At 67.9% G+C, this 24004-nt stretch carries 20 protein-coding genes and 1 pseudogene; 10 read left to right on the plus strand and 11 right to left on the minus strand.

Annotation, left to right across the window (positions count from 1 at the left end):
• Positions 1-48: 48 nt before the first annotated feature.
• On the minus strand, positions 49-2832 hold the full coding sequence (locus tag ABFP37_RS11740; RefSeq protein WP_347033681.1) for an ATP-dependent DNA ligase: 2784 nt from the start codon (positions 2830-2832) through the stop codon (positions 49-51).
• Positions 2833-2872: 40 nt separating this feature from the next.
• On the opposite strand from ABFP37_RS11740, the gene ABFP37_RS11745 reads away from it, so the two are divergent.
• A complete protein-coding gene (locus tag ABFP37_RS11745) occupies positions 2873-3943 on the plus strand; it encodes a Ku protein (protein WP_347033682.1) in 1071 nt (356 codons plus the stop codon).
• Positions 3944-3983: 40 nt separating this feature from the next.
• Here the strand turns inward: ABFP37_RS11745 and ABFP37_RS11750 are convergent, their stop codons facing one another.
• The 7 genes from ABFP37_RS11750 to ABFP37_RS11780 form a co-directional block, all read right to left on the minus strand.
• On the minus strand, positions 3984-4226 hold the full coding sequence (locus ABFP37_RS11750) for a Rho termination factor N-terminal domain-containing protein (RefSeq protein WP_347033683.1): 243 nt from the start codon (positions 4224-4226) through the stop codon (positions 3984-3986).
• A 46-nt stretch (positions 4227-4272) separates the two neighbouring features.
• On the minus strand, positions 4273-4752 hold the full coding sequence (locus tag ABFP37_RS11755) for an SRPBCC family protein (protein WP_347033684.1): 480 nt from the start codon (positions 4750-4752) through the stop codon (positions 4273-4275).
• Between the two features lie 203 nt (positions 4753-4955).
• A complete protein-coding gene (locus tag ABFP37_RS11760) occupies positions 4956-5234 on the minus strand; it encodes an HPr family phosphocarrier protein (protein ID WP_056631563.1) in 279 nt (92 codons plus the stop codon).
• Positions 5235-5290: 56 nt separating this feature from the next.
• Positions 5291-7321: a fructose-specific PTS transporter subunit EIIC gene (locus tag ABFP37_RS11765; protein WP_078029085.1), complete on the minus strand. Its 2031-nt coding sequence runs from the start codon at positions 7319-7321 to the stop codon at positions 5291-5293.
• A 2-nt stretch (positions 7322-7323) separates the two neighbouring features.
• Complete coding sequence (locus ABFP37_RS11770; protein WP_347033685.1) at positions 7324-8322, minus strand: hexose kinase; 999 nt, start codon at positions 8320-8322, stop codon at positions 7324-7326.
• On the minus strand, positions 8319-9128 hold the full coding sequence (locus ABFP37_RS11775) for a DeoR/GlpR family DNA-binding transcription regulator (protein WP_078029086.1): 810 nt from the start codon (positions 9126-9128) through the stop codon (positions 8319-8321). The genes ABFP37_RS11770 and ABFP37_RS11775 overlap by 4 nt, the downstream gene beginning before the upstream one ends.
• Positions 9129-9441: 313 nt before the next feature.
• Positions 9442-9699, minus strand: a complete 258-nt coding sequence (locus ABFP37_RS11780) for a DUF6458 family protein (protein ID WP_078029087.1) — start codon at positions 9697-9699, stop codon at positions 9442-9444.
• Between the two features lie 170 nt (positions 9700-9869).
• On the opposite strand from ABFP37_RS11780, the gene ABFP37_RS11785 reads away from it, so the two are divergent.
• The 3 genes from ABFP37_RS11785 (at position 9870) to ABFP37_RS11795 (ending at position 14086) form a co-directional block, all read left to right on the plus strand.
• Positions 9870-10487, plus strand: coding sequence for a phospholipase (locus ABFP37_RS11785; protein ID WP_078029088.1), 618 nt, complete (start codon positions 9870-9872; stop codon positions 10485-10487).
• A 396-nt stretch (positions 10488-10883) separates the two neighbouring features.
• Positions 10884-11630, plus strand: a complete 747-nt coding sequence (locus ABFP37_RS11790) for an HAD-IA family hydrolase (RefSeq protein ID WP_078029089.1) — start codon at positions 10884-10886, stop codon at positions 11628-11630.
• A gap of 86 nt (positions 11631-11716) precedes the next feature.
• Complete coding sequence (locus tag ABFP37_RS11795; protein WP_347033686.1) at positions 11717-14086, plus strand: glycosyl hydrolase family 65 protein; 2370 nt, start codon at positions 11717-11719, stop codon at positions 14084-14086.
• A 78-nt stretch (positions 14087-14164) separates the two neighbouring features.
• On the opposite strand, the gene ABFP37_RS11800 is transcribed toward ABFP37_RS11795, so the two are convergent.
• Complete coding sequence (locus tag ABFP37_RS11800) at positions 14165-15499, minus strand: MFS transporter (RefSeq protein ID WP_078029091.1); 1335 nt, start codon at positions 15497-15499, stop codon at positions 14165-14167.
• 61 nt (positions 15500-15560) lie between these two features.
• Between ABFP37_RS11800 and ABFP37_RS11805 the strand changes: the two genes are divergently transcribed.
• The 5 genes and pseudogenes from ABFP37_RS11805 (at position 15561) to ABFP37_RS11825 (ending at position 19380) form a co-directional block, all read left to right on the plus strand.
• On the plus strand, positions 15561-16151 hold the full coding sequence (locus ABFP37_RS11805; protein ID WP_078029092.1) for a hypothetical protein: 591 nt from the start codon (positions 15561-15563) through the stop codon (positions 16149-16151).
• 145 nt (positions 16152-16296) lie between these two features.
• Positions 16297-17109 carry a hypothetical protein gene (locus ABFP37_RS11810; RefSeq protein ID WP_347033687.1) on the plus strand — a complete coding sequence of 271 codons (813 nt, stop codon included), beginning with the start codon at positions 16297-16299 and terminating at the stop codon, positions 17107-17109.
• Between the two features lie 28 nt (positions 17110-17137).
• Complete coding sequence (locus ABFP37_RS11815; RefSeq protein WP_347033757.1) at positions 17138-17842, plus strand: 5-oxoprolinase subunit PxpA; 705 nt, start codon at positions 17138-17140, stop codon at positions 17840-17842.
• The gene (pxpB, locus tag ABFP37_RS11820; RefSeq protein ID WP_347033688.1) at positions 17826-18467 is read left to right on the plus strand and encodes a 5-oxoprolinase subunit PxpB; all 642 of its coding nucleotides are present in this window, start codon (positions 17826-17828) and stop codon (positions 18465-18467) included. The genes ABFP37_RS11815 and pxpB overlap by 17 nt, the downstream gene beginning before the upstream one ends.
• A gap of 113 nt (positions 18468-18580) precedes the next feature.
• Positions 18581-19380: pseudogene (locus ABFP37_RS11825) on the plus strand (biotin-dependent carboxyltransferase family protein).
• Here the strand turns inward: ABFP37_RS11825 and ABFP37_RS11830 are convergent.
• Both ABFP37_RS11830 and ABFP37_RS11835 read right to left on the minus strand, forming a co-directional pair.
• Positions 19367-21589 carry a M1 family metallopeptidase gene (locus tag ABFP37_RS11830; RefSeq protein WP_347033689.1) on the minus strand — a complete coding sequence of 741 codons (2223 nt, stop codon included), beginning with the start codon at positions 21587-21589 and terminating at the stop codon, positions 19367-19369. The pseudogene ABFP37_RS11825 and the gene ABFP37_RS11830 overlap by 14 nt on opposite strands.
• Positions 21590-21725: 136 nt before the next feature.
• Positions 21726-23078 (minus strand): DUF445 family protein, encoded by a 1353-nt coding sequence (locus ABFP37_RS11835; protein WP_347033690.1) that lies wholly within the window; start codon positions 23076-23078, stop codon positions 21726-21728.
• 50 nt (positions 23079-23128) lie between these two features.
• Between ABFP37_RS11835 and ABFP37_RS11840 the strand changes: the two genes are divergently transcribed.
• Positions 23129-24004 carry a glycerophosphodiester phosphodiesterase family protein gene (locus ABFP37_RS11840; RefSeq protein ID WP_347033691.1) on the plus strand — a complete coding sequence of 292 codons (876 nt, stop codon included), beginning with the start codon at positions 23129-23131 and terminating at the stop codon, positions 24002-24004.

Consider the following 24004-nt stretch of genomic DNA (forward strand, 5'->3'; position numbering starts at 1 on the left):
CGGCGCGTTTTGCGCGTCGTCCTCGTGGCCGCGGCTCAGGGACGGGCCTCAGGGAGGGGACTCGGCGACGACGTCTTCCGGTTTCTTGTCCAGCCGCCAGCCGCGCCACACGGGATGCCTGAGCTTTCCGCTGCCGGTCCACTCGCCGAAGGTCACCTCGCCCACCAGCCCGGGACTGACCCAACGGGCATCAGCTGCGTCGGCGGCAGGCACATCATCGAACGGCGAGGTCTTGCGAGCCAGCCCGTCCATCGTTTGCCGCAGCTCCTTGAGCTCGCGCATGCTGAACCCGCTGCCCACGCGGCCCACATAGCGCAGCGTCTTGCCGTCCGGAATGCCCAGCAGCAGCGAGCCCACTGTGTCGGCCCGCTCGCCCTTTCCGGGACGCCAGCCGCCCACCACCACCTCCTGGGTCTGCTCGATCTTGAGCTTGATCCAGGACCGGCTCCGCTGGCCGCCGACGTACCGGCCGTCCGTACGCTTGGCCATCACGCCCTCAAGGCCAAGTTCGCGTGCGCTATCCAGGATGTGTTCCACCCGGTCATCGAGCGTTTCGGACAGCTCCACGGGGCAGTCCGACGGGCTTAAGAACCCTGCGAGGCGTTCCCGCCGTTGCCAGAGGGGGAGCCTGCGAAGGTCACGTCCGTCCTCGGCCAGCAGGTCGAAGAGCATGAGCCTCACCGGGATGGCGGCGCGGGCCCTCTTTACATCGCCCGGCTTGGTCAGTTTCATCCGTCCCTGCAAGACGCCGAAGTCGGGCCTGCCGGCAGGCCCGACGGCGATGATCTCACCGTCGGCGATAAAGTCCTGCGGCGGCCAGCAGCTCCGCTCGGTCAGTTCGGGGTAGCTGGCGGACATGTCGATGCCGTTGCGGCTGAGCAGCCGGATCTTCCCGCTGTCCGCCACCACCAGCGCCCTGATGCCGTCCCACTTGAGTTCGAAGAGCCAGTCGCTGCCGTGGAGATCCGCCGGCGTCCCGGCCGTGGCCAGCATGGGGACCGGGTCCTCGGTGACAGTGCTTCCGCCGCTGCTGCCAGCGGGCCGGGCATGGCCTGGGCCACGCGGCCCGACCAGGGACGGCCCGGCCGGGGACGGCCCGGCCAGGGACCGCCCGGCCAGGGACGGCCGGTCCTGAGCCGGGGCGTCCTGAGCCGGACCCCCGTCGGCGGGCGCATCCTGTGGTGCCCCATCCTGGGCCGCCCCGTCCTGAGCCGGCTGGGGCGGGGCGCTGCGGTTGCCTCGGACGCCGTGGGCCTTGTCCATCAGGTGGATGAGCCACTGGGACTGCTCGCCCTGGCCCTGCCCGGTATGGATCAGGGCGAACTTCCTGGTCCCGCCCAGTCCGCCGCCTTCCCGGCCCGTCAGCGTGGCAATGACTTCCCTGCCGTTGACCCACTTTTCCAGTTCGTAAGTGCCGCTATCCCAGATGCTCACACTGCCGGCCCCGTACTGGCCCTTTGGGATGGTGCCCTCGAACGTGGCGTAGTCCATGGGGTGGTCCTCGGTCTGGACCGCCAGGTGGTTCTTGGCTCCCGTTTCCGGTACGCCTTTGGGCAGGGCCCAGGACACCAGGACGCCCTCGTGCTCGAGCCGGAAGTCGAAGTGGAGGCGGCTGGCATGATGCTCCTGGATGACGAAGATTTCCCCCGCAGCCTTCTCCCCGGTGCCGGCCTGCTGCCCGGCCCCGACGGTCGCGTCCCTGTCCTTATGCCCGGACCTGGCACCGTGGTGTTTCTCGGCGGTAAACGGCTCCGGTGTCTCGTCCTGGTCGCGCAGGGACCGGTACTTGTCCAGCCGCGGGTCATCGTGGCCCCCGCTCCGGCGGGTGCCGCCGTCGAGCTCTTCGCCGTGGCTGCCGGCGGCGCGGGTGCCGGCACCGCGTTGGGCGGCGTGGCTTCCGCCGCTGCCTTCCGCGCCGGGCGGGGCGGCACTTGCGAGTCCGCTGCGCTCGTCAACGACGGCGAACGGGTCCTTGCCTGCCCTGACCCGCCGCATGACCTCCTCGTAGTCCAGCTGCCGGAGGGACGCAGAACTCAGCTCCCGCCAGGTGCGCGGAGCAGCAACTGTGGGTGTCAGCCGCCCGCGGAGGGAGTAGGGGACGATGGTGGTCTTGGCGGCGTTGTTCTGGCTCCAGTCCACCAGCACCTTGCCCGTTCTCAGCGTCTTCTTCATGTCGCTGACGGCAAGGTCCGGATGGTCCGCCTCAAGGGCGCGGGCCAGTTCGTGGGCGAAATCGGATATCTGGTCCGAGGTCTGCGTGCCCTCCAGGGCGGCGTAGAGGTGGATGCCCTTGCTGCCGCTCGTGACCGGAACGGGATCCAGCCCCACGTCCTTCAGGATGGCCCGCGCCAGCCTGGCCACCTCAGCGCATTCCGGCAGTCCGGCGCCCTCGCCGGGGTCCAGATCCAGCACGATCCGGTCCGGCGGCAGGGCGTTGCCGTGCGAGTCCACGCGCCACTGCGGGACATGGATCTCCAGCGAGGCGATCTGCGCCAGCCAGGTCAGCGTGGCGGGGTCGTTGACCAGCGGGTAGTAGTTGGTGCTCGTCTTGTGGGTGATGGCGACCCGGGGAACCCAGCCCGGGGTGGAGTGGTCCAGGTTCTTCTGGAAGAACATCTGGCCGGGCTCGTCAGCTGTCCCCACACCGTGGACCCACCGCTTGCGCGTGGCCGGCCGGTTGGCCGCCGCCGGAATCAGCACCGGCGCCACGGCGGCGTAGTAGGCCAGGACGTCAGCCTTGGTGGTGCCCGTGGCAGAGTAGAGCACTTTGTCCAGATTGGTCAGGGTCAATTCCCGGCCGCCCACCCGGACGCGCTCCTTACCGCCGGCCACAGGTCTTCACCTCCGGCGCAGTGTGATGTTCACTTGTGTCATGAGAGCCATCTGGAAAGGCGCCATTGCGTTCGGGCTGGTCAACGTCCCGGTAAAGGTCTACAGCGCCACCGAGGACCACGACATCAGCCTCCATCAGGTCCACAACGCCGACGGCGGGCGGATCCGCTATCAGCGCCGCTGCGAGGTGTGCAGCACGATTGTGGACTATGCGGATATCGACAAGGCGTATGAGGACGATGGCCGGACGGTGATCCTTTCGCGCGACGAGCTCAAGTCCATTCCGGCGGAAAACAGCCACGAGATCGAAGTGGTGCAGTTCGTGCCGGCCGAACAGCTCGATCCCATCATGTTTGAGAAGAGCTACTACCTGGAGCCTGATTCGAAGTCTCCGAAGGCCTACATGCTGCTGCGCCGGGCGCTCGAGGACACGGACCGCGTGGCCATCGTGCAGTTTGCGCTGCGGGACAAGACCCGCCTGGGGGCGTTGCGGATCCGCGACGACGTCCTGATGCTGCAGGCCCTGCTGTGGGCGGACGAGGTGCGTGAGGCAGGTTTTCCGGCCCTGGAAACATCGGTCCGCATCTCCGCCCAGGAACGTGAAATGTCGGCAGCGCTGGTGGAGTCCATGGCGTCGGACTTCGAGCCCGAGCAGTTCACGGACGACTACCAGGCCCAGCTCCGCCAGCTCATCGAGGCCAAGCTGGAAAAGGGCGATTCCCTGGACACCGAGGAGACATTCGGGGCGGCGGCCGCCGAGTCCGGCACGGGCGAGGTGATCGACCTCATGGAGGCCCTGAAGGCCAGCCTCGAGAAGAAGCGGGGAGCGGGCGGGGGAGAGGACTCCGGCGGGCCGTCCAAGCCCGCGGCAAAGACGGCGAGCAGGAGTGCAACCGGCAGGAGCGGCGCCGCGAAAACCGGCGCAGCCAAGGAAGGCAGCGCGGCCAAGGCTACTGCCAAGACCGCTACGCGCTCCGCTGCCAAACCCGCCGGTGCAGCCGCCAAGACGAGCACGGCGAAGTCGGGCACGACGGCGAAGTCCGGCAGCGCTACGAAAACTACGGCTGCCAGCAAGACGACGGCCGCTAAGACAGCGCGGAAGGGCGCCTGACGAGGCGGGCACCCTGCCCCGCGGTCTCATGGAACTCCGCTCAGGAGTTTCTGAGCGCTGAGATGAGTTCGCTCTTCTTCTTGTCCGAGTAGCCTTTGAGGCCGATTTCCTTGGCCCGTGCCTTCAGCTGGGCGACGGTCCAGTCGTCGTAGTCACCGGATTTGCCGCCCTTGCGGCCAACTTCGGACCGGCCCTTCTTGGCTGCCGCGTTGGAGATGCGGGCTGCCTTCTGCTTCGAGGCCCCGTCTTCGCGCAGCTCATCGTACAGTTCGGGATCTTTCAAACTGGGGTTCTTTTTCTCAGGCATGCCTACCTCCGGCTTCAGGTGGTTAGTGGGCGTCGGGGGCGTCGACCTCACCGTTGTCGACGGCAGAGCGCCAGGCGCCGGTCTCGATGCCGCGCGACTCGATGAATTCCTTGAAGCGCAGCAGGTCTGCGGAGACCTGTTGTTCGTCCACATGGGCGGCGGCGCCGGTCCTCTCAACCAGCCCTTCCGGCTCCCATTCGAGCGCCACCGAGACACGGCAGAGGTCCCGGCCCAGTTTTTCGAACGTGACCTTGCCTGCGTGGCGGGGCTTGTCCTTGCTTACCCACGCAATGCGCTGATCTGGTGATTGCTCCAGGACCTGAGCGTCGAATTCGCGCTTGATGCCCGCCACGCTGGTGCGGAAGTGGAGTGAGGTCTCGTCGATCTGCTCGACGGATTCGACGCCCTTCATGAACTGCGGGAACGATTCGAACTGCGTCCACTGGTTGTAGGCGGTGCTGATGGGAACTTCGACTTCGATGCTTTCCTGCAAGATTGCCACTCTGTCATCCTCCTTCAGCCCGGGGTTTCCGGGGCCGTATCGAACGGCGGGGCCGCAAATGCAACTATCCAAATCCAAGCTAGTAGTGCTCCGGAACAAAAACAAGAAACTACTAAGTTTGCTTACGGAAAGGGCAATGGCCGGTTTCCTCCGCAGTTCCCTGACGGGTGCTGCGGAGGAAACCGGCCGTGAACTTGCTGGGCCTATTCGGCGTCGTGGTCCGTTTCCAGGATCTGGACCAGGCGTTCGAGGGCGGCGTCGGCGCCTTCACCGTCGGCCCGGAGCACCACAACGTCGCCGTGCGATGCGCCGAGGCTCATGAGGGACAGGATGCTTGCGGCGTCCATTGCTTCGTCGGCAGGCTCCCCTTCGCGGGCGATGGTGATGTCGAGGTCAAATTCGCCGGCTGCCTCGGCGAAGATGGCTGCCGGACGGGCGTGCAGGCCTACTCGGCTGGCGACGGTTGCGGTACGTTCGGACATTTCTGCTCCTTGCAATTGCAGTGCGGGGGATCGGGGTGCTGATGGTCAGCGGGCGGTCAGACGGTTACGGGGACGCTCTCCACCGTATCAACGGCCTTCTTGGCAGCCCAGCGTTTGAGCGCAATCACTGCCAGTGCGGTAACCACTGTGCCGACGAGGATGGAGATGATGAACATCACCACGTTGCCGATGGCGAAGAACACGAAGATTCCGCCGTGGGGTGCCTGGGATGTGACGCCGAAGGCCATGGTGAGTGCGCCGGTGACCGCGCCGCCGAGCATGCTGGCGGGGATGACGCGCAGCGGATCGGCTGCGGCGAACGGAATGGCGCCCTCGGAGATGAAGGATGCTCCGAGCAGCCAGGCGGCCTTGCCGTTTTCGCGCTCGGCGAGGCTGAAGAGCTTCTTGTCCAGCACGGTGGCCAGGGCCATCGCCAGCGGCGGGACCATGCCGGCAGCCATGACGGTTGCCATGATCTGCCACGGCGCCTGGTTGGTGGCGCTTCCCGCACCGAGACCGGCGACGGCGAAGGCATAGGCGACCTTGTTGACCGGGCCGCCGAGGTCGAAGCACATCATGAGGCCGAGGATGATGCCCAGTACGACGGCAGAGGCGCCTGACATGCCGGAGAGCCAGGTGTTCAGGCCCACGGTGATGGCTGCGATCGGTCCGCCGAGGAACAGGAACATGGCGCCGGAAGCGATGATGGAGGCGAGCAGCGGAATGATCACGACCGGCATCAGGCCGCGGAGCCAGCGCGGCACCGACCAGGTCCCGATCACATGTGCGATGTAGCCTGCGAGCAGGCCGCCGACGATGCCGCCAAGGAACCCGGCACCCATAAAGCCGGATACGGCACCGGCAACGAAACCTGGCGCAATGCCCGGACGGTCGGCGATCGCGTAGGCGATGTAGCCGGCCAGCGCTGGGACCAGGAAGCCCATGGACAGGGCGCCGATCTTGAAGAATACGGTGCCCAGGTAGAGGGCGAGGTTCCCGTCGGGAAGGTTGAGCAGGGTGTTATTTGCCAGGATGTCGTTGGCTTTGGTGCCCAGGGCGATATCGAAACCGGCCAGCAGGAAGCCCAGGGCGATCAGCAGACCGCCACCGGCAACAAAGGGAATCATGTAGCTGACACCGGTGAGCAGTGCCCTCTTGAGCTTCTGGCCGATGTGTTCGCCCTTTTCGGTGGCTTCCTGCTCGGCCTGCTCTTCGGCGCCGAAGTGCGGAACGCGGCGGGCGTGCGGGTTGTCCGCGGCCTCCAGCGCTTCCCGGACCATCTTGGCGGGTTCGTCGATGCCGCGCTTGACGGGGGCGTTGATGACGGGCTTGCCGGCGAAACGCTCCTTGCCGCGCACATCCACGTCCACCGCGAAGATCACGGCGTCTGCCGCGGCGATGATGGCGGGGTCCAGCGGCTTGGCGCCCGAGGAACCCTGGGTCTCCACCTGCAGGTCCACGCCCATTTCCTGGGCCGCTGCCACAAGGGAGTCGGCTGCCATGTAGGTGTGGGCGATGCCGGTGGGGCAGGCCGTGACGGCGACGAGGCGCTTGGGGCCACCCTTCGCCGGAGCTGCGGCCGCGCCGGATACGGCTGCTGCGGGGGCGGCCGCTGCCGCGGGTGCCGCGGCGGGCTTGTCCGCGAGGGCACCTTCGACGAGTTCCACGATTTCCGCCTGGCTGGACGCGGCGCGCAGGGCCCCGGTGAAGTCCTTCTTGATCAGGGAGCGGGCGAGCTTGGACAGAAGCTTGAGGTGCTCCTGGTCCGCGCCCGACGGCGCTGCGATGAAGAAGATGAGGTCGGCGGGGCCGTCCTTCGCGCCGAAATCGACCGGCTGGGACAGCCGTGCCATGGCGAGGGTCGGTTCGGTCACCGCAGCCGAGCGGCAGTGCGGGATGGCGATGCCGCCGGGCACGCCCGTGGCGGTCTTCTGCTCGCGGGCGAACGCATCGGTGAAGAGGCCTTCGACCTCGCTCGCGCGTCCGGTGGCGGCAACCCTGCCAGCCAGGTGCCGGATCACGTCCTCGGGCGAATTGCCCAGGTTCTGGTCGAGCTCGACCAGGTCGGTGGTGATGAGCTGAGTCACTGTCAATCCTTCCGGAGGGCCGTGATGGTTACGGCGTCGGGGGTGGTTTGGTGGACTGCCGGGACTGTGGAGCCCGGCAGGGAAGCGGCTGCGGCACCATGGGCCACAGCTTGACGAAGACAGTCAGCCGGGGCGGCGCCCTGGCTGGCGGCGAGCAGATAGCCGGCCAGCGACGAATCGCCGGCGCCGACCGTGCTGACCGCGGTGACCGGCGGATGCGTGGCAAGCCACGCGCCGTCGGCCGTCACAAGGACAGCGCCCTTCGAACCGAGCGTTGCCAACACGGCCCCCACACCGGAACGCACGACGGCGGCGGCGGCCGCCGCGGCGGCCGCCGGATCCGCTTCGAGTTCCTCAGCCGTGCTCACCGAGGCGAAACCAGCTGCGGCGGCGAGTTCCGCAAGCTCCTCGGCGTTGGGTTTGAGCAGGTCCGGTTTCCCGGACACTGTTCCTGACGCATCGTCCGCGATGGCCGCGGCGAGCGGCCCTCCGGAGGAATCGACGGCGATTTGCGGAACGCCGGTGCCGGAATCGGCGGAGCGGAGCCTCCGGGTGACGGTGGCATAAAAATCGGCCGGGACTCCGGGCGGCAGGGAACCTGCGAGGACCACCCAGCTGGCGCCCTGCGAGCGTTCCAGGAGGAGATCGATCAGGGCCTCCTGCGCGTCGGCGCTGAGGACAGGTCCCGGCTCGTTGATCTTGGTGGTGACGCCCCCGGGCTCGGTGAGCGCCACATTGGTGCGTAGTGGTTCATGGATGGGCAGCGCCGCGAAAGGCACCTTGGCATCCCGCAGGCCCGCAAGGACGGGGTCCGAATCGGCGCCCGGAAGCACCGCCAGGGTCTCCAGCCCGGACGCCACGAGGGCGCGGGAGACATTGACGCCCTTGCCGCCGGATTCCTGCCGGACGGAGACTGCGCGCTGCACTTCGCCGCGTTCAAGCGGTCCAGGCAGTGCCACCGTCCGGTCCAGGCTGGGATTTGCAGTGAGGGTGACAATCATGCGATCACCACCTCGACGCCGGCCTCGGCGAGGGCGGCCGCTAGTTCGGAACTGGGTTTGCGGTCTGTGATCACGGTGTCCAGATCTTTCAACGAGGCGAACTGGACGAGCGTTTCCGCGTCCAGCTTGGACGAATCGGCCAGCACCACGATGCGGCGGGCCGAGTGGACGAAGGCAGCCTTGACGGCGGCTTCTTCAGGATCGGGAGTGCTGAGGCCGAAGCTTGCGTGGATGCCGTTGGTTCCCACGAAGGCGATGTCCGGGCGGAGTTTGTGCGCTGCGTCCACGGTGGCCTGCCCGACGGCCGCCTGCGTGAGTCCCCGGACCCGGCCGCCGAGGATCTGCAGGGCTATTCCGGGGGTACTGGCAAGCTTTGCTGCGATGGGAATGGCGTGGGTGATGACCACCAGTTCCCTTTCGCCGTCCGCGCCCGGGGAGCCGGCTACGCCGGCACTGCGACGGCCGAGGAGGTCCGCCAGGACCTCGGTGGTGGAGCCGGCGTCAAGGAGGATGCTGCTGGACGGGCCCTGCGGAAGGAAGTTGAGGGCGGCCTCGGCGATGCGGAGTTTCTGGGCCTGGCGCTGGATGGTCCGTTCGAGGATGCTTTCCTCGGTGGTGCTGAAGCGGTCGGCGGAGACGGCCCCGCCGTGGACGCGGCGCAGCGTGCCTGCGGATTCGAGGGCGGCAAGGTCGCGGCGGACGGTTTCGGTGGTGATGCGGAAACGCTCGGCGAGGTCGGTGACGCTGGCGCGGCCGCTGGCTGCCACGAGCCCGGCGATCTGCTGCTGACGCTCCTCAGCGAACACATACCCTCCATTGCGTAAGTCCTGCACTGCGTGACTGCTGGAAACCGGTCCGCTGCCGGCTGGCCAGTGATTGGGTGATGGGCGACTGCCCGATCTGCGACTGCCCGGTCAGTGACTGTAGTCACATGATCTGCAATTACTTGACTTTATCTTCGTTCATGTGGGTTTGTCAATGAAAAACAACATGAAACCAAAATGCCGGGCCGGACCCGGAGGTCTGGCCCGGCGGTCCGGTGTTGATCTGGGAGTTCACGGCCGGCCGTCCGGCCGCTTCCATGGCGCGCCGCCCATCTGCGCGACCTGCCGTCCGCCGTCAGAGTCCGCCGTCGCGGCTTTCGTTGCGGGTGATCCGCTCGCCGGTGTTGGGGTCCACGACCGAGCGGGTTTCGCTGACGCGGCGGCTCCGTCCGGGAGACGCGAGGACAAGTGAAGCGATCAGCCCGATCACGCCCACGGCCATGAGGATGTAGCCGATCAATGTCTGGTCGACATTGGGGATGAGTCCCGGGGTGATGGCCCAGGCGAGGATGGCGCCGATGGCGATCAGGAAGATGGCGGAACCGATTCTCATGACTTGCTCCTTGCGTTCGCGGACTTCCCGCAACTTGGTAGGTATGGCCGGTCATGCGTCAATTGCTAAGCATGCTGTCAAACGTCAGGCTACATCGCGGTAACCCCCGTTTCAATCATCCGCGCAGGTCAGCCCCGGGATCGACCGCGGTGAATCGCTAGGCTGTTCGGATGGAGACAGTTGTTTGGTCCAAGCCGGAAAATGAGCGCGCCGGCACGCCGCTGCTGGTGATGATGCACGGCTACGGCACGGACGAGTCCCGGATGGTGAATCTGTTCGGCCACCTCCCGTCCGAATTCACGTGCGCGGCGCTGCGCGCGCCCATGCCGATCGCTGACGGCTACGGGTGGTTCCTGCTGGACTATTTCCTGGCGAATGATTTTGCCGACGTCATTGCGGCCGCCAACTCGGTCTTTTCCTGGATCGACTCGGTCAAGGGCGCCCACAGCAGCGTGACCCTGCTGGGTTATTCGCAGGGCATGGCGATGGCGAGCACGCTGCTGCGGCTGCGGCCGCGGGACTTTCCCGCCGTCGTCGGACTTTCCGGCTTTGTCCTGGACAACGATCTGCTGGCGCTCAGCGAGTCCTTTGACGTTCCGCCGCCGTTTTTCTGGGGAAGGGACAAGGCGGATCTGGTCATCAACGAGGATGCCACCGCCTACACCGCCGAATGGCTGGATACCCGCACCCGGCTGACGGCGCGGACGTATCCCGGCATGGGCCATGCAATGTCCATGGCAGAGATGGTGGACGTCAGCGCGTTCCTCCGCCACTATGTCCTGAACTGAACCGAGGCAACACGCCGGGTCCCCGGGGCCGTCAAAATCCTGCGCGTTGGTAAAAACAGTTGCGGGCCAAATTTGCAAGCGCTTACACTCATCTTCGGCCGAAACCACCGGTCCTCGACTGAAGCGCTGAAAGGGCCGGGCCACGCGATGCATGTGCATGTTCCTGCGGGTGTGAACCCGGGCGGGTTTGCCCTGACCGGACAACGGCCTCATCATGGAAGTAGACGTTTCCCAGAGCGACTGCGCACGTATGCCACCTGAACGCGCCCCCGGGGCGCTCCCCAGTCGAGGCACTGCGCCGTAAGATGCTCCGCCCGCGGTCGCCGACGCCGCACCTCCTCCCCGCATGGTCCCCAACCACTGCTGTCCGCCATCCGAAAGGACACCGCACCAGGCATGACTGATCTTCTGAATACCCGCCCCGGCAGCACCCCGAACAGCTGGACGGACGCCTCCGCCATCCTGTTCGACCTCGACGGCGTGCTCACGCCCACGGCGGTGGTCCATGAACGCGCCTGGCAGGAGCTCTTTGACGGCTACCTCGAGTCCCAGCCCGGCAAGGCCGGCTACCGCGAGAGCGACTACTTCGACCACATTGACGGCAAGCCGAGGTTCGACGGCGTCCGGGACTTCCTGACGTCGCGCGGCATCACGCTTCCCGAGGGTCCCACCGACGACCATCCGGACCACGCCACCGTCCAGGGCCTGGGCAACCGGAAAAACAAAATCTTCAACGACATCGTGAGTGCCGGCGTGGAGCCGTACACGGGATCGGTGCGCTTCCTCGAAGCCGTGCTGGCGCGCGGGCTGAAGGTCGCCGTCGTGTCTTCCTCGCGCAACGCCCCTTCGGTGCTGCACGCAGCGGGACTGGACCACCACTTCGCAGTGGTGGTCGACGGCGTCGTGGCCGCCGCCGAAGGCCTGCCCGGCAAGCCCAGCCCGGCTACCTATGACTACGCCGCCCGGCTCCTGGACCTGCCCAGCGAAGAGTGCGTCGTCGTCGAGGACGCCGTCTCCGGCGTGCAGGCGGGGAACGCCGGCAGCTTCCATTCCGTGATCGGCGTGGACCGGGGCGCAGGACGCCAGACCCTGCTGGAGGCCGGCGCCACACTTGTGGTCAACGACCTTGACGAACTCCTCTAGACCCTCTGCCCTAACCCAACTGCGCAGAACCGACCGCCAGGTCCCCAACCCTGGCCGCACCTCCGACCGCCTAAGGAACGCCACTCATGGCACTCATCACTGCTGACCGCGTCCGCTTCCCCAACGATCCCTGGAAGCTCGTGGAGACTAGCCACGCCCCCGGCCAGACCGGCACGCTCGAAACGCTCTTTGCCCTCGGCAACGGGCACCTCGGCATCAGAGGCTCCCATTGGGCGGCGGCAGATGCTGAGCTTCCGGGCAGCTTCATCAACGGATTCCACGAGATCTGGGACATCAAGCACGCGGAAAATGCCTTCGGCTTCGCCCGCACCGGCCAGCGGATCCTCTACATCCCGGACGCCAACAACTTCACGGTGATCATCGACGGCGAAACGCTCAGCCTCACCGAATCCGCCGTGCTCGATTACCGCCGGACCACGGATTTCGCCACCGGAATCTACGAGTGCCGCATCGTGTGGCAGTGCCGCTCAGGCGCCACGGTCACCACGGTGGAGCGCCGCGCGGTAGGGTTCGAGTCCCGCGGCAGCCTGGGCATTTCGCTGGAGCTGTCCGCGGACCGTGCCGTGTCCGCAGACGTCACCTCGTCCGTGATCAACCGGCAGGACCAGCCGGTGGACGACCATTCCGCGCATGATCCGCGCCGGGCGGGCCGGCACGCCGGCCGTGTCCTGCTTCCCCTCAGGCTCGACGGCGGCGACGGCTCGCTCCGGCTGTCCTGGGAGGCCGCGGAGTCCAAGCAGCGCGTGGGGGTTGCCGTGGACCACTGGACGTCCGCGGGGCACCAGCCCTTCGATACGCTCGTGGACCAGGACGACAGCAGCGTCCGCTACGTGCTGGCCGTGGGCGCGGACGAGCCGTTCCGGCTTGAGAAGAGCGTCAGCTACGCCGTGGCCCGGGGCCCGCTGGCTGGCGTGCCGGGAGCGGCCGACGCCCAGGCCGGCCTGGATCCGGCCGAGGCGGCCGAGTCCGGCCTGAAGCCGGTGGGTGAGGTCTTCGCCGAAAGCGAGGCCCACTACCGCGAGTACTGGTCCACCGCGGACATCCGGGTGGGCGGCCAGCCGGAGCTGCAGCAGGCCATCCGCTGGAACCTCTTCCAGCTGGCTCAGGCCACGGCCCGCGCCGGGGTTGCCGGCATCCCCGCCAAGGGCGTGAGCGGCTCCGGCTACGAGGGGCACTACTTCTGGGACCAGGAGGTCTACCTCCTGCCGTACCTGACGTACACCAACCCCGACGGCGCCCGCCAGGTCCTGGAGTTCCGCCACGAGATGCTGCCGGACGCCAAGATTCGGGCCAAGGAGCTCAGCGTGGACGGCGCGCTGTTCCCCTGGCGCACCATCAACGGGCTGGAGGCCAGCGCCTACTACGCCGCCGGCACGGCGCAGTTCCACATCGCCGCGGCCATCGCCTTTGCCGCCAACCGCTACGTCTGGGCGAGCGGCGACTCCGAGTTCCGCGGCGGCATGGGCGCGGACCTGCTCATCGAGACCGCCCGCATGTGGGTGTCCCTGGGCTTCTTCGGCAAGGACGGCCTGTTCCACATCCACGGCGTGACCGGACCGGATGAGTACACGGCCGTGGTTAACGACAACCTCTACACCAACGTCATGGCCCGGTTTAACCTGCGCGCTGCGGCGGCGCTGGACCACCCGGAAATCGACGACGCCGAGCGGCAGCTCTGGGAAGCCGCCGCGGCCCGGATGCAGCTGCCGTTCGACGAACGCTTCAAGGTGTACTCGCAGGACAACGACTTCATGACCTTGGAGCCGTGGGACTGGACGACGCCGCGGTCCAAGTACCCGCTGCTGCTGAACTTCCACCCGCTGGTGATCTACCGGCACCAGGTGCTCAAGCAGGCCGACACGGTGCTGGCCATGTTCCTGCAGTGGCAGGAATTCACCGCCGAGGAGAAGCGCCGCGCCTTCGATTTCTACGATCCCATCACCACCGGCGATTCCACGCTGTCCGCGTGCGTCCAGGGGATCATGGCCGCCGAGGTGGGGTACCGCAAGGCGGCCCTGGAGCACTTCACGAACGCCGTGTTCATCGACCTGGACGACTCCCACGGAAACACGATCGACGGCGTGCACATCGCCTCGACCGGCGGCGTGTGGAGCTCGCTGGTGTGCGGCTTCGCCGGGCTCCGGGACCAGGGCGCCGTGCCCTACTTCGACCCGCGGCTTCCGGAGGAATGGGACAGCCTGTCCTTCCACCTGAAGCTCCAGGGGCGGCTGCTCCTCGCGGAGCTTGATCCGGCCGCCATCACGCTCAGCGTCCTCGACGGCGAACAGCTGGACGTCGACGTTCGGGGTCAGATCTGGTCCGTCGGGGCCGAGCCCGTACGGGTGGCATTGGAGCCCGTTGAGGTGCCTGAGCCGTCCGTCTTCCCGAGCGGACCGCCGACGGCGAGCCTCCCCGTGGTGCGCGCCCGCGCCTAGCAGTGAACGTACCGTGGCTGATGGCCGGTTACCCGTCCGGGTAGCCGGCCATCAGTTATTTGGCGGTTGGGCTGCTGCCTACCGGCTGGCCTCGGCGTCCGCGGAGAGGGTGGGACGCCGTTCCAGCGGATGGGCGATTTCGTCCGCGGGCATCCTGGCCACGGCCATCGCCAGGACCGCCATGACGGGGCAGACTCCTCCGGCCAGCAGGAAGATGAGCCAGATGGGGAGCGCCGCCGCCGCGGGGCCGGCCAGTGCCATCGACACCGGCATGAGGGCCAGCGACACAAAGAAATCCAGGCTGGAGACGCGTCCCAGCAGGTGCGCGGGAACCCGCCGCTGCAGCAGCGTCCCCCAGATGACCATGCCCACGCTGCCCGTGGCGCCGAAAATGAGCAGCGCCAGGGCCAGCATCCAGAAACTGTCCATCATCCCGACGGCGGCCAGCGGCAGGCTGCCGGCGCCCCAGGACACCATCATCACGGTCAGGTACCGCCGCGGGAGCCTGAAGGCGGCGGTCACGAGCGAGGCCGCGGCGCTGCCGACGCCCATCACGGCGAGCAGGAAACCGAACATGCTGGAGTCGCCACCGAGCTGATCGCGGACCACGAAGGGCAGCAGAACCTCGATGGGGCCGATCAGGAAAAGCACGGAGATGCAGGCCCACAGCAGCGTCCAGAGCAGCCACGGCGTGCGCAGCGTGTAGCTGACTCCCTCCCGGAGGTCGTGGAAGAACGATTTCCTGGCCGGTGGTTCCGCGGTGTGGCCGTCCGCGGGCGCGGCCGATGATCCATGGTCGGCCCCGTTGGCGGGGGCGTCCAGTGCGTGCTGGCCGAGGAAATTCAGGATGACGAAGGCGAGCAAGTGGCACACGGCCACGCCCGTCACGGCGTGGGACGGCGACAACGCGGCCACAACGATGCCTGCCACCGCCGGTCCCGCCGCCTGCTGCAGGATGGGCCGCATGGTTCCCTCCATGCCGTTGGCCGCCAGCAGATCCTCCGGGGGCAGAATCCGGGGCAGGATCGCGGAGTACGCCGGGAAGAAGAATGCCGCGCCAACGCCCAGCACAAACGCGCCGGCCGCCAGATGCCACAGTTGCAGCCAGCCCGCCATCGCCAGCCCGCTGATGCCGGCGATCACGGCGAGGTTGGTGCCCTCCACCGCGATGATCAGCAGCCGCTGCGGAACACGGTCCGCCGCAATGCCGCCGGCCAGCACGAACGCCACCAGCCCGACGCTTCCCGCCGTCGCCACGAGGGAGAGTTCAAGTGGCCCGCCGCCGATGTGGATGACCTGGTAGACCATGGCCACGGCCCACATGCCCGAACCGAAGATGGACACGGCAAGTGCACCGATCAGCACCCGGTATTCGCGGTGGGCAAACGGACGCAGGGCTTGGGGGAGTGGCACAGGGCAATCTTAAGCCGAGCCCGTGCCCGGGGGAACGTGCGGGCCGGGATAGGCTCGTGGCATGGGGAACATACCCGCCGGACCGCGGCGGCGCAGCGTCGCGCTTATCGGTGCCAATTGCGGCCTTGCCCTGCACCCCGTGGACCGGACAGGCACCCACGTTCCCGGTGAGCCCGCCAGCTGCTTCGCGTCCTTCTGGATGGCCGACTGGTCCAAATGGGGCACCGGGACTGCGCTGCTCGTGGCCACACTCCAGGGCTGGCGCAGCTACGGCTCCAGCGAGTTCTTCGCCGCAACCCTTGCCTCCGAGCTGACCCGCTTCTTCCCGGAGGCCGCGCGTTTCCCGCTGGGTGCCATCAGCCACACCGACGACGCGTTCGACGTCAAACTGGACCTTGAGCGCGGATTCAGCGCCACCGGGCGCCGTGCGTCGCTTGAGATCTCCGGCGTGCTGGACCGGCGGCAGTTTTCCGCGCCCGACTTCCAGCTGGGGCCGGTGAGTGCAGTGCTGAGCAATGTCTACCTGCCATGCGGCAGCGGCAGGCTGACCGAATTCGGAGTGGAATGGCCGGGCGCTCCCACGGTGTATCCGGGGCCGCGCGGGCCGTCCTCCTCCGCGTACCTGGCCGTGGCCGAGTCCTGGGCGATCTAGGCTCTGCCACCCGCAGCCTGCTCCCGGGGCCACCGCATCAAGGGCGTGGCCTAGTGTTAAGGCTGGACGGCAGCAACCCGCTGTCGGCCGAACCGAGAAGCTGTATCGAGGTAGAGGTGACATGGCCAGGCGACGCAATCCGGCGGTGAGAATCGCGCAGGAAACAGCACACAACGCGGTGTTCGATGCCCACGGCAATCCCAAGCCGGGGGTCCACAATCTGCTGCTGCGCGCGGTGGACATCCAGCGGCCGCTCGTATTGTCGTACATCCGCCGCCTCCAGCGGCGCTCCCCGCACGCTTCGGCGACCCAGCTGGCGGCGAGAATGGAACGCGACTACCTCGCGGCGGTTACCGGCGGAGGCGCCCTGGTGGGCGCCACGGCCGTCGTGCCGGGCGTCGGAACCATCGCCTCGCTCGGCCTCTCTGCCGCAGCCACCGTGGCGTTCCTGGAAGCAACGGCGCTCTATGCGACGTCGCTGGCCGAACTGCACGGCATCCGGATGACGGATCCGGACAAGGCCAGCACCATGGTCATGGCGGTGATGCTGGGTGAGGAAGGGACCGCGCTCCTCGGGTCGCTAAGCGGCCAGGCCCTGGGGAAGGGGAAGGGCGCCACCCAGGCCTGGGGAAATGTCCTGGCCCGCAAGATGCCGGCATCCGGATTCGGTTCCATCCGCGAGCACGTCCAGAAGGTCTTCCTGCGGAGCCTGCTGAAGCGGCAGGGCACGGCACTGTTGGGGCGGGCGCTGCCGTTCGGCATCGGCGCCGTCGTGGGCGGCGCCGGCAACCTCATGATGGGCCGTGCGGTGGTGGCCAATGCCAAGGAGGCGTTCGGCCCGCTGCCGGACACCGTCCCGGGGGAACTGAAGGCAACGGCGGGGACATCAGCACAATCAACAGCAGGCGCGCCGCTGAACCGGGCGCCGGAAGGCGGCAACGGTGGATCTGAACGCTGATTTGGGCGAGTCTTTCGGCTCGTGGACCATGGGCGACGACGCCGCGATGTTCGAGCTCGTCACCAGCGCCAACGTGGCGTGCGGTTTCCATGCGGGGGATCCGGTCACCATGCTGGACAGCTGCCGTGCCGCCTTCGAGCTGGATGTCACGGTCGGCGCGCACGTGGGCTACCGTGACCTGGCGGGATTCGGACGGCGCTCCCTGGACATGTCCTTCGACGAACTGTTCGGTGACGTCCTGTACCAGCTCGGCGCGCTCGACGGGGTGGCACATGCCGTGGGCGCGTCCGTGGACTACGTCAAGCCGCACGGAGCCCTGTACAACCGGGCGTTCCACGACGCCGAACAGGCCTCGGCAATCGTGGCGGCCATCCACGCGTACGATCCGGGCCTTCCGGTCCTTGGCCTGCCGGGCTCGGAGCTGCTCAAGCACGCCGAGGAAGCGGGCCACCCTGTGTTCCGCGAGGCGTTCGTGGACCGCGCCTACCTGCCGGACGGCACCCTGGTGCCGCGCTCGCGGGAGGGGGCCGTGCTGCACGACGTCGGCCCCATCGTGGAGCGGGCCGTGCGCCTCGCGCTGAAAGGCGAGGTGGTGGCCGTGGACGGTTCGGTGGTGCGCGTGGACCCGGATTCGTTGTGCATCCATGGCGATACGCCCGGGGCCGTGGGCATGGCGGCCGCCGTCAGGGCGGGCCTTCACGAAGCTGGTGTGGAGCTTGAACCCTTCGCCTGAGGTGCCGGCAGTGGTGCCCTACGGCGACGGCGCCTTCCTCGTGGAGCTGCCGGACCTGGCGGCCGTCATCGCTTATTACCGCGGCCTCGTCGGCGCCGGGGTGACGGGCCGTCCGGAGGGCGTCGTGGACGTCGTCCCGGCCGCGCGGACGGTGCTGGTGACCTTCGACCCCGACGTGCTGGCGCCGTCGGACGTCCTGGCCTGGCTGTCCGCCGCAGAGCCGGACCACAGCGCTGCTGAGTCCGGGCGGACCGTGGAAATCCCTGTGGAGTATGGCGGCCCGGACCTGGCCGAGGTGGCGGGACTTCTCCGGACCACCGAGGCCGACGTCGTGCGGCGCCACACCGGGGCGCACTGGACGGCGGCGTTTGCGGGATTTGCGCCCGGCTTCGTCTACCTCGTCACCGAGGGCGGGCAGCTGACCGTGCCCCGCCGCAGCACGCCGCGGACAGCCGTGCCGGCCGGTGCCGTGGGGCTCGCCGGCGAGTTCAGCGGCGTGTATCCGCGCTCCTCTCCTGGCGGCTGGCAGCTGATCGGAACCACGACGGCGGTGCTGTGGGACTCGGCCCGGCCGGAACCGGCGCTGATCCGGCCGGGCGACACCGTGCGGTTCAAGGAGGCCTGATGGGCATCGTGGTGATGGACCCCGGGCTGCTGACGCTCATCGAGGACCTGGGCCGGCGGGGATCGGCTGATCTGGGACTGAGCCCCTCCGGTGCGCTGGACAGAAAATCTTTGATGCTGGCCAACGCGCTGCTGGGCAACGCGCCCGGGGCGCCCGGGCTCGAGGTGCTGCTGGGCGGACTCCGCCTGCGGTTCGTCACCGGAGCCAGCGTGGCCGTGACGGGGCCGAGGGCAGGGTCACCGTCAACGGCGCTGACATAGACCTTAACCAGGCCGTCCGGGTTCCGCCGGGAGCGGTCATGGCATTCGCTCCGCCGGCGTACGGAGTCCGCTACTACGTGGCGGTGTCCGGCGGCATCGCCGCCCCGTCGCTTCTGGGGTCGTGCAGCGCCGACCTGCTCTCCGGCGAAGGACCGCCGCCCTTGAAAGCGGGGGACACCATCGCCCTGACCCGCGGTAACGGCACTTCGGGCAGTCCGGGCGCCGCGGCTACTGCAACGACGCAGTTCCCGGCGCCCGATGATCTCCGCCGGGTATTCCGCCGCGCGCCGGACCCGGCCAGCCCCATCACCCTCCGTGTGGTCCGGGGCCCCAGGGCTGACTGGTTCGACGACGCGTCCCTCCGCCTGCTCACCGGCCAGTTCTGGACCGTGTCGCCGGAGTCCAACCGCATCGGGGCCCGCCTGCTGGGCCGGCCGCTCCGTCAGAACCGGACGGAGGAACTGCCCAGCGAAGGCGCCGTGCTCGGCGCACTGCAGGTGCCGCCGTCGGGCCTTCCGACCGTGTTCCTGGCAGACCACCCAGTGACGGGCGGCTACCCCGTGATCGCCGTCGTGCGGTGGGCTGACCTGGATCTCCTCGGCCAGGCACGGCCCGGCCAGCGGATCCGTTTCCTCGGCGCTATCGGGAGCTGACGGCGGCCTGGAGCCGCTGCTGCAGGAACTGTGCGGTCTCCGGCATGCTCCTGGCCGGGGACGGGGAATTGAGTGCAACTGCGTTCAACCCAGCCGGCTTGGACGGCGTGTAGAGCCACGTGTTGAAGAAGGCGGTCAGGTCCTGGCCGGAACGCTCCCCGGCCAGTTCGATGAAGTCCGCGCCGGCCACGTTGCCGCCGGCGTGGGATTCCGTCCACTCCTTGAGGATGCCGAAGAACACCTCGTCGCCCACGCGGGTGCGAAGCGCGTGCAGCGTCATGGCGCCGCGTGCGTAGACCGCAAAGTCGAGCAGGGCCGCCGTTCCGGGATCGCCGATCCGGACCGACCAGAACGGTGCTTCCGCGGGAATGGCGGTGGCATAGAAGTTGAACAGCTGCTGCGGGGTTTCCCGCCCTTCCCGCTCGCTCCACAGCCACTCTGCGTAGGTGGCGAATCCTTCATTGAGCCAGATGTCCCGCCACTTCTTCACCGAGAGGTCATCGCCCACCCACTGGTGTGCCAGCTCGTGGACCACCACCGAGTCGCCGCCCTTCGGCGTGGCAAAGAAGAGCCTGGAATAGATGGGCCTGGTCTGGTTCTCCAGCGCAAACCCGAGGTTCCGCACGTCATCCACGATCCCTCCGGCGGCCGTGAACGGGTACGGGCCCAGGAACCCGGCCAGGAACCTGATGATCTCCGGCTGCCTCTTGAAGGACGCCTGGACTTTGTCGCCGAGCGACGGCGGCCCTTGCGTTCCGGCGGTCCAGCCGCCTGCGCCGGGAGGACTGCCGGCAGGAGGGCCGGCTGCCGTCCAGCCGTCCAGGGTGTTGCCGTCCTTCTCGAAGGACGTGGAGCCTTCCCCGGTGGAGACGGTGATGTCATCCACGGACACGCCGTCAAAGGGGATGGCGTTATCACTGACATAGGTGATCGAGACTTCCACGCTTTTCCCTGCGAAACCGGCCAGGTTGACCGCCCACGGTTCCCAGCCGGTGCCCTGCCCCGTGGCCGCCCACCACTTACCCGAGCTGCCTGCGGGCGCGCATGTTCCCTTGCCGCCGGACGTCTGATAGTGCTTCAGGAACGGGTGGAGCGCCAGCAGACCGGTGCACGACCGGCCCGTATCGGCGGACGTGTGGCCGTTGGCATCCGGCAGCGTGGTCCAGTCGGAGGCCCCTGCCGTTCGCGCTTCCACAAAGGTGAAGTCGCGGCCCGCTTCGATGTTCCGGGTGAGCCAGAAGGAGAGACGGGCTCCGGCCTGCGGAACGCGGATGGTCCTGGTCAGGCGCGTGTATGAACCCGTGCCGGCGTGCGACCACGCGAAGTCCGCGCCGGTCCGTGGCATCACCACCGGCGTGAAGAGGTCGGGATCGATGGCGTCCACGTAGCTGATCCGGCCGTCCCGGTAGGCGTGGAGCCGGAACTGGCCGACGCTCGCGGTCGCAAGGTAGGTGGCCATCGGTTCCTCGGCGTTCCAGACCCAGGTTGTCCGGCGCTGCCCCGATTCCGTCTCCGTCTCGTGTTCGCGGAGCACGCCGTTAGCCACTGCCTGCAGCCCCTCCGGAGTCGTGATCCGGAACGTGAAGGCGGCCTTGTCCGACGGGTGGTCGTTGGCGGGGAACCACGTGGCGGCCACATGGGGCTGCCCGATCACCAGAGAGCCGTCGTCGGTGTGGATGAAGCCGGAGGTGCCGAACTGGGCGGCAAGGGTCTTCGGTACGCCGCCGTACCTCACGACGGCTTCGAACTCCCGTCCGTCCCTGAGGCCCTCGCGCGGGGTCACTGTGAGCTCCGTGCCGCTGCGGCTGAAGGCCGCAGCCTCGCCGTTCACCGTGACGGAACGGACCGTGAGGCCGTCCAGGTCCAGGTTGAACGCGGAAAGGTTCTGCGTTGCCTCGGCACGGATCGTGACGGAACCGGCAAGGACGTTGGACGCGGGGTCGTAGCTGAGGTCCAGCAGGTAGTGGGCGACGTCGTAACCGCCGTTGCCGTCGAGCGGATAGTACGGATCGCCGAGGCCGGGGCTGCCTGGCCGGTAGCCGCCGTCGGGATCAGGGCCGGCGCCGGCGGCCGGGAGGGACTGGGCAGAAAGTGCCGTGGCCAGCAGCAGGAGGCACAAAAGCCGGCCCCTGTTCCGGGCCGGCGATCTCCGGCGGACGCGCCCGAACACTGTTGGTCCGCCAGGGGAGGAGCAGGGATTGCGGCTCATGGCACCTCATTCCGGACGCTGCGGAACCAACGCCGGGGCCGGATGGTGTCCGCACGGGATAGCCCGGGAGGTGACCGGCTGGCGCTGTAGACACCAACGTGGCCTCGGCGGTCCGCCCTGTCAAGAGCAGCCCGTGCTAGCCGAAGGTCAGGTGCGCAACCGTGAAGATCGCAAGCCCGGCCAGCGACCCCACCACCGTGCCGTTGATCCGGATGAACTGCAGGTCCTTGCCCACCTGGAGCTCGATCTTCTGCGACGTCTCCTCGGCATCCCAGCGCCCCACGGTATCGGTGATCACCCCGGCGATGTCGGACCGGTAGGTGCGCACGAGGTAGCCCGCGGCGTCGCCGATCCACGCGTTGACCTTGCCGGCCAGTTCGTCGTCGTTGACCAGCCGCGCGCCGAAGTCGCGGACGGCCGCCTTGAACTTCACGGTGAGCTCGCTGTCCGGATCGTCGACGGCGGTGAGCAGCGCGTCCTTGATGGTAGCCCACGTCCGGGAGGCCAGTTCGCGGACCTCCGGGTCGCCGAGGACCTGGGCCTTGATGCCTTCCGCACGGGCGATCATGGCCGGATCGTGCTGCAGGTCCTGCGCCAGGTCGGTGAGGTATTTGTCGATGGACAGGCGGACCTGGTGCTGCGGGTCAGTCTGGACGGCGCGCGTGAACTTGAGCAGCTCGAGGTAGACCTTGTCTCCCACCAGGCCGTCCACGAAGCTGGGAACCCACTGCGGCGAGCGGTCCGTTACCAGGCGGTTAACCGTTTCATGGTTGGCGGCCATCCAGTCCGCGGCGCGGTCCACCAGCAGGTCAACGAGCTTGTGGTGGTGCCCTTCGGCGAAGAGCCGCTCCGCCATCCTGCCCACCGGCGGTCCCCACGGCGGGGTGAGCAGATGCTTGCGGACCATCCCCTCGATCACCGCCTGGACGTCGTCGTCGTTCAGGACCTTGAACGCGCCACGGATGACCGCTGCACCTTCCTTGGCCACCCGCTCGGCGCCGCCCGGTCCGGACAGCCACTGGCCGGCCCTGCCGGAAATGTTCAGGCTCGCCAGTTTCTCCTGGACCACCTGCTCCGAGAGGAAGTTGGTCTCCACGAACTCTCCCAGCGACGCCCCGATCTGGTCCTTGCGGCGCGGAATGATGGCGGTGTGCGGGATTTTGAGGCCCATGGGGTACTTGAACAGCGCCGTCACCGCGAACCAGTCGGCGAGGGCGCCCACCATCCCGCCTTCGGCCGCGGCCCGGACGTACTCCAGCCAGGGGTACTGCTTCTGCAGGGCGAAGGCGACGACAAACACCACGGCCATGGCGATCAGCAAGGAAAGCGCGAGGAGCTTCATTTTCCGGAGGGCGGCGGCCTTCTCGGCGTCGCCGGCGCTGAGCTGCCGATTCGCGACGGCGGAACGGGGCGGCGCCGGGCTGGAGGGTGCCTGCGGTCCTGCGGGAGGAGCTGCCGGCTGGGTGGTTGGCTCAGAGTTCACCTGCATGTGCCCAGCCTAGTCCCGCTTCCGTACCGGCTGTCCGCTAACGTGTCACCATGACGATCGAGGACTCAGCCCCAGCCCGTCCCCTGGTCTATGCCCACCGCGGTGCCAGCGCAGACTTTGCGGAGCATACGCGGGCGGCTTATCTCCGGGCCCTGGCCGACGGGGCAGACGGCGTGGAATGTGATGTGCAGCTGACGCGCGACCAGCACGTCGTTCTGCTGCACGACGCCAACCTGGACCGCACCTCGGACGGCACCGGCCCGGTGGCCGAACGGACCATCGACGAACTGCGGCTGCTGGACTTCTCGTCGTGGAAGGGCGTCCATATCCCCTTGGCGTACGGCGCCCAGTCGGAGCAGTTCCTGACCCTTTCTGACTTGTTGGACCTGCTCCGGAATTCCGGGCGGGACATCGGGCTTGCCATCGAACTGAAGCATCCCAGCCCGTACCAGCTGAAACTCGAGGACAGGGTGCTGGAGGTCCTGCGCAGGGGAGGCTGGGATCCCTTGACGTCCCGGCTGGGCAACATCCGGGTCACTTTCATGAGCTTCAGCCCGGACTCGGTGCGGCATCTCCGCAAGACCGTACCTGGCGAATTCATCTGCCAGCTGCTGGACGACATCAACGTCGCCGAAGTCCGGGAAGAACTGGGCCTTGGGCCGATCACGGGCGGCGCGGTGGCCAACGTGATGAAGGCCGCCCAGCTGGAGGGCGAGCGGATCCTCAACGACTGCGAAGTGGGCATGGCCGGACCCGGTATCGACTATGTGCGCCAGCATGCCCGCACCGTTCAGCGCTGGCTGGCCTCGGGCCGCAGGTTCCGGGTGTGGACGGTGGACGCCGAGAACGACGTCGCCCTGTGCCAGGGGCTCGGCATTCACGAGATCACCACCAACAAACCTGCCCAGGTCCTGGCCCAGCTCTAG

Source organism: Burkholderia sp. RS01, from assembly GCF_039748055.1.
Taxonomy (GTDB): Bacteria; Actinomycetota; Actinomycetes; order Actinomycetales; family Micrococcaceae; genus Arthrobacter.

Bases quoted from the DNA above. Each gene is read 5' to 3' on its own strand.
- ABFP37_RS11760 (WP_056631563.1), bottom strand. From the start codon at position 5,234: ATGTCCGAACGTACCGCAACCGTCGCCAGCCGAGTAGGCCTGCACGCC.
- ABFP37_RS11830 (WP_347033689.1), bottom strand. From the start codon at position 21,589: ATGAGCCGCAATCCCTGCTCCTCCCCTGGCGGACCAACAGTGTTCGGG.
- ABFP37_RS11770 (WP_347033685.1), bottom strand. From the start codon at position 8,322: ATGATTGTCACCCTCACTGCAAATCCCAGCCTGGACCGGACGGTGGCA.
- ABFP37_RS11795 (WP_347033686.1), top strand. From the start codon at position 11,717: ATGGCACTCATCACTGCTGACCGCGTCCGCTTCCCCAACGATCCCTGG.
- ABFP37_RS11780 (WP_078029087.1), bottom strand. From the start codon at position 9,699: ATGAGAATCGGTTCCGCCATCTTCCTGATCGCCATCGGCGCCATCCTC.
- ABFP37_RS11815 (WP_347033757.1), top strand. From the start codon at position 17,138: ATGGGCGACGACGCCGCGATGTTCGAGCTCGTCACCAGCGCCAACGTG.
- ABFP37_RS11745 (WP_347033682.1), top strand. From the start codon at position 2,873: ATGAGAGCCATCTGGAAAGGCGCCATTGCGTTCGGGCTGGTCAACGTC.
- ABFP37_RS11785 (WP_078029088.1), top strand. From the start codon at position 9,870: ATGGAGACAGTTGTTTGGTCCAAGCCGGAAAATGAGCGCGCCGGCACG.
- ABFP37_RS11805 (WP_078029092.1), top strand. From the start codon at position 15,561: ATGGGGAACATACCCGCCGGACCGCGGCGGCGCAGCGTCGCGCTTATC.
- ABFP37_RS11835 (WP_347033690.1), bottom strand. From the start codon at position 23,078: ATGCAGGTGAACTCTGAGCCAACCACCCAGCCGGCAGCTCCTCCCGCA.
- ABFP37_RS11790 (WP_078029089.1), top strand. From the start codon at position 10,884: ATGACTGATCTTCTGAATACCCGCCCCGGCAGCACCCCGAACAGCTGG.
- ABFP37_RS11840 (WP_347033691.1), top strand. From the start codon at position 23,129: ATGACGATCGAGGACTCAGCCCCAGCCCGTCCCCTGGTCTATGCCCAC.